We start from the raw sequence: 13,250 nt of genomic DNA, 5'->3' as shown, positions 1-13,250 counted from the left end.
GCTTGCCCAACGGTTCGATCGGTCGATCTCCGGAATCGATTCAGACCGTGCCGATTCCGGTGAATCCCTGCACCGTGTAGACGGCACAGGTTTTCAGCGCCCCGGGCGAGCAGTGCTCGCGAATGAAGCCCCAATTCCGTTCCTCGGCTTCGCGGGAGGGTGACAAAAGGTAGGTGCGGCAGAGTTTCGGGAACCGATCGGTGAAGAAACTCTTCGCCGGCAGCCACTCGACGCCGAATTTCGCTGACTCCTCGCGCAATACGTCCTCGGTGGCGATATTCGCGAAACCGCTGCGCTGGAACGGCAGGACGTGGTGAACGCGGTGCGAACTCAAGCCGGCCGCGAGAAAGCAGTCTATATAACGATTTCCGATCACCTTCAGGTCGTATGCCTGCTCCACCTGATTGACGGCCCAGTCCTCGGTATCGGCGGCGGGAAGTTCCTCGGCCTCCACTTCGAAATCATGGCTCGCGACGACCAGGAAGGTACTGATCCACAGCGTCACCACGAATTGCAGTGCCCAGGCCCAGAAGTCGCCTGCCAGGGCGAAGACCACCAACTCGCCGAGCAATAGCGCGCGCACGCCGAACGAACCGATGAAGTGTGGCAGCGCACCACCCCAGGTACCGTACATATCTTTGATGCCGACCTTGCGGGTGAGGCGGCAGACATCGAGGAGTCGAATTGTCATGCCGGTCACCGTGTGCCCGAATTTGTGCAGGGTGTGAATCGGCACCCGATACAACCGGGGCACCCGCATCATCATGGTGAAGACGTTCTTCTTGATATCGACTTCACTCTGGGTATGCGGGTGGTGCAAGAGCGCGTGTCCATCCGCGGTGACGAAAGCCAGTGCGACGTAATTGAAATCGAAGGTATTCGTATAGATCTTGTTGAGGCCCTTTTGCGCACGATGGATCGCGTAGTGGCCGAATCCGGCCAGCGAGCTGCGCAGCAGCACCATCAGGATCACGAAGACGGGCAGCGGCATCCAGCTGCGCTCGAACAGGCGCAAGCCCTGCACCGCGAAGTAGGCGACGGCCAGTACGGCGACCACGACGTTGAAGATCGTATCCATGCGCTGCAATCGCGCGGCCAGTTCCGGCTCTTTCAGCCGTGCCTTGACCTTGTGCAGCAGATCGTCTTTATTGTCGAATCGGTACTTCGGAGTGTCCTGCCAGCTGTCGAAGCCCTCTTTGAACAGGAAGTCGGGAGCGTTGGCCTTCGGATGGATGTCCTCCGGTAATGCGTTGCGCCCCACCGCATATCTTTCGAGCATTCGCCCGATTCGCTCGGGATCGCGATGATAGGACCCGATGATGGAGGTGATATCGCGATTTTTCGTTCGCCCGATGAAGAACTCGCCGCCGGGATGTTTGGAGATCCAATCGCTCAGATCGTAGGCTTTTCCGTTGTAAACCCACACATTCGACAGTTGCGGGCCACCGCCGGGCGGCGGGCCGGGCGGTCTACGGAAGTCCCGCTCCTCCGCTTCCGGCTGGCTGTTCGTCATCGCATTCCTCCGTGTCTGATCCGCGGTTCGGTGGCCGTCGTCGGCCCCGGGGTTATGGCGTGTATCGCGGACAGGCGCGGGGGCGCTTCATCCGGCGAACCGGATGTCCCCCCGAAGTCACACACACTGCCTGAGCCTTCGTGACAGCATCGTGCTTGCAGCGCCTTACATCTCACTAAACAATCCCTTAACCCGGTAACTTTCGCGTCGGATTCCCCCCGATCTCTGCGAGAAGACCGAACCAAGGGTAACGTCGGCACCCGCAGCATGCGCGGCTCACCTCGACTTCGCTTGCGAACGGGGTCGAGTTACTCTGCGCGACAGGCTAATCTGGCGGTCGAAATGCTGCACTACACCCGGGCGGCAGCACCAGCTGTCCCCGTCAATCCACCCGGTCGTAACCGACCTCGCACTCTTCTGGGGGCAGAACATTGAGTGATCTGACAGCGCGAGCACGCACCTCGCACCGAATTCGACTTCGCCGACCGGGACTCGTGCCCGCCGTGGTCGCGGCGTCGATGTTCGCTGCACTGGTGACAGGCTGCGACTCCAGCTCCGACTCGAAGACCACCTCGTCCGCGCCGCCCTCGGGTCAGCTGCCCGATGCCGCGCAGATCGTGCAGGAGTCCGCAAGGACCACCCAGACCCTGCAGGCCGTGCATCTGAATCTGAAGGTGGACAACCTCACCACCCTTCCGGTGGAGAGCGTCTCGGCCGATGTGACCAACCAGCCGCAGGGCGCCGGACAGGCGATCGGCGAGGCGAAGGTCAGGACCAAGCCCGAGGCCGACTTCATCCAGGCCAAGTTCCTGGTCGTCGACAAGGAAATGTACGCACAGACCGGTGGCTCCTCCGCCTACGCCAAAATCGGTCCGGCGGAACAGATCTACGACCCGGGCGTAATCCTGGACAAGGACAAGGGTCTGGCCAACCTGATCGCCCAGGTGAAGAACCCGAAGGTGGAGGGCAGGGAGAAGGTCGACGGCACCGACACCGTGAAGTTGACCGGAACCATCGACTCCACGGTCATCGATCCCATCGTCCCCAAGTCCGGTGACCCGGCGGGCACGTTCCCGATCACCCTGTGGATCGCGGATGTCGCCCCGCCGTCGGGTTCGGCTTCGGCCCTGCCGTCGAACGCCGCCTCACCCGGCAACGGCCCGAACCTGGTTCAGGCTGTCGTCAAGCGGGATCCGGGCACCATCAAGGTGACCCTGTCGGCGTGGGGTAAGCCGGTCAAGGTCACCGCACCGCCGAAGTAAGGCCCACATACCGCAAACCGGTCCGGGATGCATGACGGTGGCAGCAGCCGTCATCCGCACTCCCGGACCGGTTTTCGCCTCTCAGGCACCAGCGCCGTGCACTCGCCCCGCACCAGCACTGAATGATGCCCAGCTGCCGCGCACGAATTGCTCCGCCACGCACCGATTGTCCCCACGAAACTGTGCGTGGCGCGCCAAATCGTGCGCGGCGCGAATACGGCGTTAGGAAATGACCGCGGCCCGTGCTCTGTGAGAGCACGGGCCGCAGTTGGGTTTTCAGATCAGTTGACGACGTCGAGCAGGTCGATCACGAAGACCAGGGTCTTGCCGGAGAGTTTGTGGCCGGAACCGGCGGGGCCGTAGGCGAGCTGCGGCGGAATGGTGAGTTGGCGGCGGCCGCCAACTTTCATGCCGGGGATGCCGTCCTGCCAGCCCTGGATCAGGCCGCGCAGCGGGAAGCTGATGGATTCGCCACGGTTCCAGGAGGAGTCGAATTCCTCGCCGGAGTCGAATTCCACGCCGACATAGTGCACCTCGACGGTGCCGCCGGGCACTGCCTCGGCGCCCTCGCCCTCGACGATGTCCTTGATAACCAGCTCGGTGGGAGCTGGGCCCGCCTGGAATTCGATCTCCGGCTTGGTCATTCGGCTATCCCCTCTGATAGGTGATGGTGGATTGGGTTGAAATTAGCGGCCGTCGATCTCGTGGTAATCACGGTGACCGTAACCGGTGTAGATCTGGCGCGGACGGCCGATCTTCAAAGGCTCGCTGTGCATTTCCCGCCAGTGCGCGATCCAGCCCGGCAGCCGGCCCATAGCGAACAGCACGGTGAACATGCGGGTCGGGAAGCCCATGGCCTTGTAGATGACACCGGTGTAGAAGTCGACGTTCGGGTACAACTGGCGCGAGATGAAGTATTCGTCGGTCAGCGCTGCCTCTTCGAGAGACTTTGCGATATCGAACAATTCGTCGTCGCCGCCGAGCTTGGACAGGATCGCGTCGGCATGCTTCTTGGCAATCGAGGCGCGCGGGTCGTAGTTGCGGTAGACGCGGTGCCCGAAGCCCATGAGCTTCACGCCGTCTTCCTTGTTCTTGACCTTGCGGATGAATTCCTTGACATTGCCGCCATCGGCCTTGATGCCGTCCAGCATCTCCAGCACAGCCTGGTTGGCGCCGCCGTGCAGCGGGCCCCACAGCGCGTTGATGCCGCCGGAGACGGAGGTGAACAGGTTGGCGTCGGAGGAGCCGACCAGGCGCACGGTCGAGGTGGAGCAGTTCTGCTCGTGATCGGCGTGCAGGATCAGCAGCATGTCGAGCGCGGCGGCGATCTCGGGGTCGACCTCGTAGGGCTCGGCCGGGAAGCCGAAGGTCATCCGCAGGAAGTTCTCCACCAGGCTCAGCGAGTTGTCCGGGTAGAGGAAGGGCTGGCCAACCGACTTCTTGTACGAGTAGGCCGCGATGGTGGGCAGCTTCGCCAGTAGTCGGATGGTCGATAGCTCGACCTGTTCGGGATCCTTCGGGTCCAGCGAGTCCTGGTAGTACGCCGAAAGCGCGTTCACTGCCGAGGACAGCACCGGCATCGGGTGCGCGTTGCGCGGGAAGCCGTCGAAGAACCGCTTGAGGTCTTCGTGCAGCAGGGTGTGGCGGCGGATCCGGTCGGTGAACTCGTCCAGCTGCGCCTGGGTCGGCAGCTCGCCGTAGATCAGCAAGTAGCTGACCTCGATGAAGGTCGAGGACTCCGCGAGCTGGTCGATCGGGTAGCCGCGGTAACGCAGGATGCCCGCTTCGCCATCGATGTAGGTGATCGCCGACTTGGTCGGCGCGGTGTTCATGAATCCGGGGTCGTAGGTCACGTACCCGGTGCTGGCCAGCATTTTGCCGAGATCGACGCCGTCATTGCCTTCTTTGGCTTCGGCGATCGTCATGGCATATTCGCCGCCGGGGTAGCTCAAAACCGGCTTGGCGTCGTTGATGTGGTCTTTTTCGGGCACGGAAGGATCCCTCTCAGGCTAGGACCGTCGGCATCGGGGTGCGGTCGGCACGGCGGTGCTCTCACGTAGACGCTAGTCGCTACTCGCGCGGCCCGAGAACGAGGGTGCCCACCGACCGACCTCACAAACAACTTCTGCTCAGGTGAGGTTTATGACTCATCCCAGCACGGTCACCGACTGCGACCTGACAACGCGATAGCGCACAAAGGCCGGGAACACGAGCGCAGCCAGCACCACCCCGATAACGACGAGCACGCCGCCGCCCGCCGCGGCCACTGCGGTACCCAGGCTCGCCGCCGCAAAACCGTGGGCAACATCACCGATGCGCGGGCCACCCGCGACGATCACGATGAACACCCCTTGCAAACGGCCGCGCATCTCGTCGGTGGTGACCGTCTGCAGCATGGCGATGCGCAGCGCGGCCGAAACCATATCGACCGCACCGCCGAAGGCCGAGCAGCCCAACGCGATCCACAGTCCGGGTCCGAGCCCGAGGCCGTGCCCGGTCCAGCCGACCGCGACGCCGAAGCCGACCATCGCCAGTCCCCACAGCGCGATGCAAACCACCACCGCGAGCCCTTGGCGGCGCACATGCGAGATCCAACCGGAGAACACGCCACCCAGCACCGCGCCGACCGACATGGAAGCGAACAGCAGACCGAGCGCGACGCCGCCGCTGGCCGGATCGCCGAAGGTCTCGTGCGCGATTTGTGGGTAGAGCGCGCGCGGCATGCCGAAGACCATGGCGATCACATCGACCACGAAGGAGGCCAGCAGGATGCGCTGTGTCGCCAGATAGGCGAAACCGTCCAGGACGGTGCGGAATCCGGACTTGCGCGCGGTGCCGGTCGGTGGGATGGCGGGCAGCCGCCACACCGCCCACACGGTGGCGAGCAGCGCGATCGCGTCGATCAGATACAGGGTGGACAGGCCGACCACGGGGATCAGCACACCTGCGAGCACCGGTCCGGCGATGGCGCCGGTCTGCTGCACGGTCATGCTGAGCGCACTGGCCGCTGCCAGATGTTCGGTGGGTAGCAACCGCGGTATAGCGGCGCTGCGGGTCGGCTGATTCACCGCGAACAGCGCCTGCTGCACGGCGAAAAGTCCGAGCACGATCCAGACGTTGTCGAGTCCGACCGCTGCCTGCGCCCAGAAGGCGACCGCGGTCACACCGGTGCCGCAGTTGGTGATGAGCATGAGTTTGCGCCGATCCATCACATCGGCAAGCGCGCCGCCCCACAGACCGAACACGATCAGCGGGACCAGGCCGAACAGGCCGGCCAGACCGACATAGCCGGAGCTGCCGGTGATCTGGAAAATCTGCTGCGGCACGGCCACCACGGCCAACTGCGAGCCGATGACGGTGACGATATTGCTGGTCCACAGCCGACGGAACTCGGGATAGCGCAGCGGGGTGGTGTCGGCGAGCAGTTTCACCGACCGCAGCGTAATGAGTCGGTCAATGGCGCAACAATGTTGGGGTTCGACGATTCAGCGTCGCGGAGCGCTTCGACCAGGGGTTCCCGGGTGTGCTTTCTAGGGTTGTAGTCGGTCGACTGTCATGGTGTCGCCGCTGATCCGCACCCGGATCCGGTTGTGCAGCCGTCCCCGGCGACCCTGCCAGAACTCCACCTCGTCGGGGCGGATCAGATAGCCGCCCCAGTGCGGCGGCACCGGGATCTCGTCCACATCGGCGAAGCGAGCGGTGGTCTCGGCCAGGGTGCGATCGAGTTCGGCGCGCGAGGCGATCGGCCGGGACTGGCGCGAGGCCCAGGCGCCCAGCTGCGAATCGCGTGGCCGGGAGCGCCAGTAGACCGCGGTCGTCTCGGCGGATACCAGCTCGACCGGCCCGCGCACATGCACCTGTCGACCGAGTGCGGGCCAGACAAAGGTCGCGGCTGCGAATGGCACGCCAGCCAACTGGTTGCCCTTTGCCGAGTCGTAATTCGTGTAAAAAGTCACACCTTCCGGCGAGAGGCCTTTACATAGCACCGTCCTGGCGACCGGACGCGGCCCGATATCGGTGAGTGCGACAGTCGCGACGACCATGGCATTGGGCTCGGCAATGCCGACCGCGGTCGCCTGTTCGATCCAGTGCCGAAGCAGCGGCTCCCACCCGCCTGCCAGCCAGTTTTCATCCAGATCGGTGTCCTCTCCGCTCCCGAATGGCATGCCGCCGTAGTCGACTCGCATTGCTGCCAAATCGCTCGCCGGGAAAAGCACCCGGTCGCTTGCGGCCATTTCCTGACCGAGAGATGAATTGTCCAGGTCACGCATGGGCCAGACGTTACTCCGCGGTAGCAGGGAGCTAAGGTTTTGTTGATCGGCATGTACTCGGCGAGCCACACCCATATCGACGAGAACAGGCCTTTTCCAGCGACCCGCAAGTCGTCGCCAAGGAACGAACCGAAGTGCAAGGAGAGTCACAGAATGACTACCAGCCATGCGGTGCCCAGCGGGCAAACCGCCGTACCCCCTGATTTCGTCAGTGGACTGGAAGGCGTGGTGGCATTCACCACCGATATCGCCGAACCCGATAAGGACGGCGGCGCGCTGCGTTACCGCGGCGTCGATATCCAGGACCTGGTCGCCTCGCAGGTGACCTTCGGCGACGTATGGGCGCTGCTGGTAGACGGCGAATTCGGGCATGGCCTACCGCCCGCGGAGCCGTTCCCGCTGCCGGTGCACACCGGTGACGTGCGCGTCGACGTGCAGGCCGGACTCGCCATGCTCGCCCCGATCTGGGGCTACCAGCCGCTGCTGGATATCGACGACGAAACCGCGCGGGAGAATCTGGCGCGCGCCTCGGTGATGGCGCTGTCCTATGTCGCGCAGTCCGCGCGCGGCATCTACCAGCCCGCGGTGCCGCAGAAGAAGATCGACGAGTGCACCACGGTGACCGAACGGTTCATGACCCGCTGGAAGGGCGATCCGGATCCACGGCACACCGAGGCGATCGATGCCTACTGGGTTTCCGCGGCCGAGCATGGCATGAACGCCTCCACCTTCACCGCCCGGGTTATCGCATCGACCGGCGCCGACGTCGCCGCGGCACTGTCCGGTGCGATCGGCGCGATGTCGGGCCCGCTGCACGGCGGTGCGCCGGCGCGTGTGCTGCCGATGATCGAGGCCGTCGAAAAGTCCGGTGACGCACGTGCTTTGGTCAAGGGCATCCTGGACCGCAAGGAAAAGCTGATGGGCTTCGGCCACCGGGTCTACCGGGCCGAGGATCCGCGGGCGCGCGTGCTGCGTGCCACCGCGCAACGCCTGAACGCCCCCCGCTTCGAGGTCGCCGCCGCGCTCGAGCAGGCCGCGCTCGCCGAACTGCGCGAGCGTCGTCCGGACCGCGCCATCGAGACCAATGTCGAATTCTGGGCGGCGGTCATCCTCGACTTCGCCGAGGTCCCCGCGCACATGATGCCCGCGATGTTCACCTGCGGCCGCACCGCCGGTTGGTGTGCCCACATCCTGGAGCAGAAGCAGCTCGGCAAGCTGGTCCGCCCGGCCGCCATCTACACCGGCCCAGGCCCACGCCAGCCCCAGGACGTCACCGGCTGGTCCGCCGTCGCACACGTGTAGCCCACGAGCTACTCAGCCGGTCGCCGTGGTGGGACCCGTTGCCCGCCACGGTCGCCGGCTATTTGCAGCGATATGCCCGACCAATCGACCACCGCGGAGCGAGTCTTACGAGCGAGGAGTTCGCGGCCCGTCTCACGTCCGAGCCGTCGAAGCGCATGCGACACAGGCACGGAACTCACCCTTCCCACATGTGCGCACCAAGTGCCGAACGCCCCGCCAAACCCAACCACCACGGAGCTGTCTTACGAGCGAGGAGTTCGCGGCCCGTCTCGCGTCCGAGCCGTCGAAGCGCATGCGCCGCAGGCGCGAGTCTCGACGGCTCGGACGCGAGACACCAGGGGGCCGCGAACACGCCGCGCCCGCGCGGCCAAAAACACAGGTAGCATCCCGGGGGACGCTGTGAGAGAGAGTTAACGGGGAATGCTGGATAGGAATGTGTCGCGGCGGCGGCTGATCGGATTCGGTGCCGCGGCTGCGGCTTTCGTCGCTGGTTGCAGTACCGATAAGGGCAATACGACTGGCGCGCAATCGAGAACGACCACCGCCGCGAACGCCGTTGACGTGCAGGCCATTCCGAGATCCCCGGTACAGCAGACGCCCGCCGCCACCTCCCCCGCGGCAGTGGCCGCCCGGCACGCGGGTGCGCAGCCGACCAGGTGGGGCATGGCGATGGACGGCATTACCAGCACTTTCGCGGCGACCGACAAACAGATGGCGGTTACCTTCGACGCGTGCGGCGGGCCCGGCAATAACGATATCGATGAGACATTACTGAATCTGCTGGTCTCCCAGCAGATTCCGGCCACGCTGTTTCTCAACAAACGCTGGATCGAGGCGAATCCCGGTCGCGCCACGCAATTGGCCGCCAATCCGCTGTTCGAGCTGGCCAATCACGGCGTGGCACATAAGCCGCTCTCGGTGACCGGCCGGGCCGCCTACGAAATCCCGGGCACCGGCTCGCCGCAGGAGGCCGTCGATGAAGTCTGGGCCAATCACGAGCGGCTCACCACGCTACTCGGCAAACCGCCGCGGTTTTTCCGCGCGGGTACCGCGCACTATGACGATGTCGCGGTCGCGATCGTCAACGAATTGGGTGAGCGGCCGGTCGGCTTCAGCATCAATGCCGACTACGGCGCCACCGCGACCGCGGCACAGGTTCAGAATGCGATGAAAGCCGCCGCGCCCGGTGCGATCTCGCTGGCGCATATGCACCGGCCGAATTCCGGAACGGCCGCCGGGATGACCGCGGCGCTGCCCGCGCTGCGAGCTGCGGGGTTCACCTTTGTCCATCTCTGAGCACCCTTGCCGCCCGTAGTGGGATTCGACGCACGATCGTGCCGGTGAACCGCGCGGTGCAATTATTACGGTATGGAGTGCACGCCCCCGCGATCGCGCCAATAACGCGCAACCCTCGGCGGCGAGCCAGTATGGTACCGATGCTGACCGGTGTCCCGACGTCAGCCGACCGCCTGCCGGTCGCTCGAAAAAACAAAGGTGAGACGGATTACGGCCGTGCACCGGGCATTTCGCCAGCGCGAGGTGACCGGATCGGCCAGATCCGAGCGGAAGGCGGTATGTAGGGTGGCGCAGGGAATCTTCGCGCACACTCGATGGCGGAATCTCGAGCAATGGCGAGTCCGCTGGAAAGTCGGCGCGGCCGTTGCACTTCCGCTGGCCGCGGCCATTTTGCTCGGCGGTCTACGCCTGACGGTGTTCTTCCGCGATTACTCCGAATACGACAGTGCGGCCGATCGCATCTCCGATATTCCGGCGATCACCGCCCTCGAATCGGCGGCCTCGACCGTCGCCGGTGGGCAGGTCTACGGCACTGCCACCGACCAGGACCTGGTCGAATTGTCAACGGCTATTACCGAAGCAACGGTGCGCGCCGGACGCAAGGGCATCGACGCGGCGGTCGCCAGGGCGCTGAAGCAGATGACCGCGACCAGCGAGGTCATCCGCTCCGGCGGTAAGGGCGGCGGCGATCCGGTGAAGGCCATCGAACTCAACAACGCGATCGTCGCCGATGCCATCGGCACCGTGGACAAATTGCTCACCCCGATCGGCGTCGGCTCGGTCGTTGCCGCGAAGGCGCAGCTCTCCGATGTGCTGGCCGGCAAGGTCGAGGGCTTCAACTGGCTGATGGCAGCCATATCGGCGATCCAACAGCCGTCTCAGGCCGAGAGTTTTCATACCGCGCAGGGGCGTATCCTGGCCATGGGCGAGGCGATCGAACGGGTAATGCCCGCCGCCAAGCCCGAACTCGATCGGGTGTTGCGGCCGAATAACGCCGCGCTCAAGGACATGATCGATGTCGCGATGCGCACGCACGTCGTCGACCTGGTGGAGTTGCGGCGGCTGGCCATCGAATCCCGCGATGTCTTCACCGGATTGACGCGCCAGATCGTGCAGGGTGTCATCCACGATGTCGACGACAAGGTCGCCGAGGCCCGATCCGCGGCCGTGCAGGCCTCCCTGGTCGTGCTCGGGACGGTGATCGCGGCGCTCGCACTCGCGCTGTGGGTCGCGCACTCGCTGCTGCAACCGCTACGCAGGCTGCGGGCGGGTGCCAGCGAACTTGCCGATATGGACCTCCCGAGCGAGGTAGAACGGATCATGCGCGGCGCCCAACTCGAGGACATCGAGGTGAAACCGGTGCCGGTGCACACCGGTGAGGAAATCGGCGAAATCGCCCGCACCGTAGATGGTTTGCACACCCAGGCACTCAAACTCGCCGCACAGCAGCAACTCCTGCGCGATCAGGTCAACGACATGTTCGAGACCATGGCACGGCGCAGCCAGACGCTGGTGGATCGCCAGCTCAGCATGATCGAGGCGCTGGAATTCGAAGAGAAGGATCCCGAGCGGCTCGGCCATCTCTTCCGGCTCGACCACCTGGCCGCGCGCATGCGGCGCAATAGCGCCAATCTGCTGGTGCTGGCCGGAACGCGGTCACGGCACGATCGGTCCGGGCCGGTCGAGGTGCGCGATATTCTCCGTGCCGCCGTCTCCGAGGTCGAGGACTATCAGCGCGTCAAATCCGGTGCCACACCCGATGGTTGGGTCGCGGGCATCGCGGCCACCGATGTGGTGCATCTGATCGCGGAAATGCTGGAGAACGCGCTGCGGGCCTCACCGCCCGATAGCGATGTCACCTTCGCCTACAGCCGAACCTCCGAGGGCGGCCTGCTCATCGAGGTCGTCGATGAGGGCATCGGCATGGTGGCCAACGAACTGAACGAGATCAACCAGCGGTTGGCGACACCGGCCGCGGTCACCGTCGCCACGACGCGGCAGATGGGCATGTTCGTGGTCGGCAAGCTCGCCGAGCGGCACGGCATCACGGTTCGGCTGCGCCGGACCCACGATCGGGCGCTCAGTCCGGGAATCACCGCGAGCCTGCACATTCCGCCCGCACTGATCGAGGTGCCGTCGCAGGATTCGAAGGATCCGTCGACGCTGAAGCCGGTGATTCCGGTGCATCGGGACACCCTCGGTACCAAGGCGACGGCCGAGGCGCGCAGAGGTCTTGCCAAGGCGACGGCCGAGGCGGGCGCGGACGCCGAGCCCGCAGCCAAGGCGGTCGCACCGAAGTCCGAGCCTGCGGCACGTCGGATCGGTGCACCGCCGCCGGCGGCGCCCAAGCCCGCCGAACCGGATGTCGATGCTCCGGCGGCGCCGCCGGTGATTACCAGTTATGGTCTCCCGAAACGGGTTCCGGGAGTAAATCGCAAAGGACGTCGCAAAGCGGGCGGGGCCGCCGCGAAGCCTGCGCGCACAACCGCGGCGCCGACGCCGTCCGCTAGCGTGGCCGATTCGGGTCCCCCGACCGGGCCGCAGGAGCGGGTGGCCAAGACGACCTCGTTCTTCCTATCCGAGGAGGGGGATTCTGCGGAATCCACATCCGAGGGACCCGCGCAGCCCACCGAGGGGGCGGCGACGCCGATTTTCGCCGGCATGATGTCGGGGTGGTTGGCTGATCCGACCACAGGGGAGCTACCGGTTTCGACCAATTGGCATTCGGCGGCGGATGAGGGCTGGTCCGCGGCACAGCGGGCGGCCGATGTCACGATCACGGAAAGGACAACGTCCGGGCTACCGAAACGAGATCCAGGGAATCAGTTGGTGCCGGGTGGGGCCGAGTCGGGGTCGGCGGCAACGGAAGCTGCGGCGAGCACGCGCCGCGACCCGGAAGCGATCCGCACAGGATTGAACCGGTATCAGCGGGGGGTACGTGACGGAAGAGCCACTGGTAAGTTGAAACCCCTTGCAGCCGAGGATGTTCGATGACCGCACCTGAACAAGCACCACCCGAGACCACGTCCCGCGCGGTCTCGGCGAAAATCGTGATAGCCGGCGAGATGGGGGTCGGCAAAACTACGCTGGTCGGCGCGGTTTCGGATATCGTTCCGCTGAAAACCGAAGCACTGATGACCGATCTGAGCTCCGAGATAGACGACACCTCGGCGGTCCCGGACAAGACCACCACCACGGTGGCCATGGATTTCGGCCGGATCACCCTGAACGACGATCTGGTGTTGTACCTGTTCGGCACCCCGGGCCAGCACCGGTTCTGGTTCATGTGGGACGACCTGAGCCTCGGCGCGATCGGCGCGATCCTGCTGGTCGACACTCGTCGAGTGGACGAAAGTTTCGCCGCGGTCGACTATTTCGAAGAACTCGGACTACCGTTCCTGGTCGCGGTCAACGAATTCGAAGGTGCCCCCAAATTCCCCGAGGAGGCCATCCGCGATGCCCTCTCGCTCTCCGAGGATGTTCCGGTGATGATGATCGACGCCAGGGATCGTGAATCCGCCAAGACGGCGCTCATCGCACTGACCGGACATGCGCTGGCCAGGGTGAAAGCCAAAAGTTAGCGAAATGGCGGCTCGGGCATCGAGC

The 13,250-nt window shown here is 64.9% G+C and carries 10 protein-coding genes; 5 read left to right on the top strand and 5 right to left on the bottom strand.

The features are described from left to right. Nucleotides 1–40 precede the first annotated feature (40 nt). Nucleotides 41–1,513, bottom strand: a complete 1,473-nt coding sequence (locus ACQP2U_RS03400) for a cytochrome b5 domain-containing protein (protein ID WP_433713335.1) — start codon at nt 1,511–1,513, stop codon at nt 41–43. Nucleotides 1,514–1,944: 431 nt separating this feature from the next. Between ACQP2U_RS03400 and ACQP2U_RS03395 the strand changes: the two genes are divergently transcribed. Continuing rightward, nucleotides 1,945–2,775 (top strand): LppX_LprAFG lipoprotein, encoded by an 831-nt coding sequence (locus tag ACQP2U_RS03395; protein ID WP_433713333.1) that lies wholly within the window; start codon nt 1,945–1,947, stop codon nt 2,773–2,775. Nucleotides 2,776–3,056: 281 nt separating this feature from the next. Here ACQP2U_RS03395 and ACQP2U_RS03390 read toward each other — a convergent pair whose 3' ends face one another. The 4 genes from ACQP2U_RS03390 to pdxH all read right to left on the bottom strand — a co-directional run bounded on the left by ACQP2U_RS03390 (nt 3,057) and on the right by pdxH (nt 7,046). Next, nucleotides 3,057–3,419, bottom strand: coding sequence for an FKBP-type peptidyl-prolyl cis-trans isomerase (locus ACQP2U_RS03390; protein WP_397040259.1), 363 nt, complete (start codon nt 3,417–3,419; stop codon nt 3,057–3,059). Nucleotides 3,420–3,461: 42 nt separating this feature from the next. Next, nucleotides 3,462–4,766 (bottom strand): citrate synthase, encoded by a 1,305-nt coding sequence (locus ACQP2U_RS03385; protein ID WP_397040261.1) that lies wholly within the window; start codon nt 4,764–4,766, stop codon nt 3,462–3,464. Between the two features lie 156 nt (nt 4,767–4,922). Continuing rightward, on the bottom strand, nt 4,923–6,206 hold the full coding sequence (locus ACQP2U_RS03380; RefSeq protein ID WP_433713332.1) for an MFS transporter: 1,284 nt from the start codon (nt 6,204–6,206) through the stop codon (nt 4,923–4,925). A 99-nt stretch (nt 6,207–6,305) separates the two neighbouring features. After that, a complete protein-coding gene (gene pdxH, locus ACQP2U_RS03375; RefSeq protein ID WP_397040264.1) occupies nt 6,306–7,046 on the bottom strand; it encodes a pyridoxamine 5'-phosphate oxidase in 741 nt (246 codons plus the stop codon). 153 nt (nt 7,047–7,199) lie between these two features. Here pdxH and ACQP2U_RS03370 point away from each other — a divergent pair, with 153 nt between their 5' ends. The 4 genes from ACQP2U_RS03370 (at nt 7,200) to ACQP2U_RS03355 (ending at nt 13,225) form a co-directional block, all read left to right on the top strand. Continuing rightward, entirely contained in the window at nt 7,200–8,348 is a 1,149-nt protein-coding gene (locus ACQP2U_RS03370; RefSeq protein WP_433713331.1) for a citrate synthase 2, read from the top strand. 435 nt (nt 8,349–8,783) lie between these two features. Beyond that, on the top strand, nt 8,784–9,644 hold the full coding sequence (locus ACQP2U_RS03365; protein ID WP_433713330.1) for a polysaccharide deacetylase family protein: 861 nt from the start codon (nt 8,784–8,786) through the stop codon (nt 9,642–9,644). Nucleotides 9,645–9,929: 285 nt separating this feature from the next. Continuing rightward, complete coding sequence (locus tag ACQP2U_RS03360) at nt 9,930–12,638, top strand: ATP-binding protein (RefSeq protein WP_433713329.1); 2,709 nt, start codon at nt 9,930–9,932, stop codon at nt 12,636–12,638. Further along, nucleotides 12,635–13,225 carry a GTP-binding protein gene (locus ACQP2U_RS03355; protein ID WP_397030275.1) on the top strand — a complete coding sequence of 197 codons (591 nt, stop codon included), beginning with the start codon at nt 12,635–12,637 and terminating at the stop codon, nt 13,223–13,225. Before ACQP2U_RS03360 ends, ACQP2U_RS03355 begins: the two co-directional genes overlap by 4 nt. The last annotated feature ends 25 nt before the right edge of the window (nt 13,226–13,250 follow it).

Source organism: Nocardia sp. CA-084685 (assembly GCF_050955785.1).
Classification (GTDB): Bacteria; Actinomycetota; Actinomycetes; order Mycobacteriales; family Mycobacteriaceae; genus Nocardia.
The sequence above is the reverse complement of the archived record's forward strand: the minus strand, read 5'-3'. Positions and strand labels throughout refer to the sequence as shown.

What these genes read in the sequence shown, in the direction of transcription:
- ACQP2U_RS03400 (WP_433713335.1), bottom strand. Translation starts at nt 1,513, where the DNA reads ATGACGAACAGCCAGCCGGAAGCGGAGGAGCGGGACTTCCGTAGACCG.
- ACQP2U_RS03390 (WP_397040259.1), bottom strand. Translation starts at nt 3,419, where the DNA reads ATGACCAAGCCGGAGATCGAATTCCAGGCGGGCCCAGCTCCCACCGAG.
- ACQP2U_RS03355 (WP_397030275.1), top strand. Translation starts at nt 12,635, where the DNA reads ATGACCGCACCTGAACAAGCACCACCCGAGACCACGTCCCGCGCGGTC.
- ACQP2U_RS03370 (WP_433713331.1), top strand. Translation starts at nt 7,200, where the DNA reads ATGACTACCAGCCATGCGGTGCCCAGCGGGCAAACCGCCGTACCCCCT.
- pdxH (WP_397040264.1), bottom strand. Translation starts at nt 7,046, where the DNA reads ATGCGTGACCTGGACAATTCATCTCTCGGTCAGGAAATGGCCGCAAGC.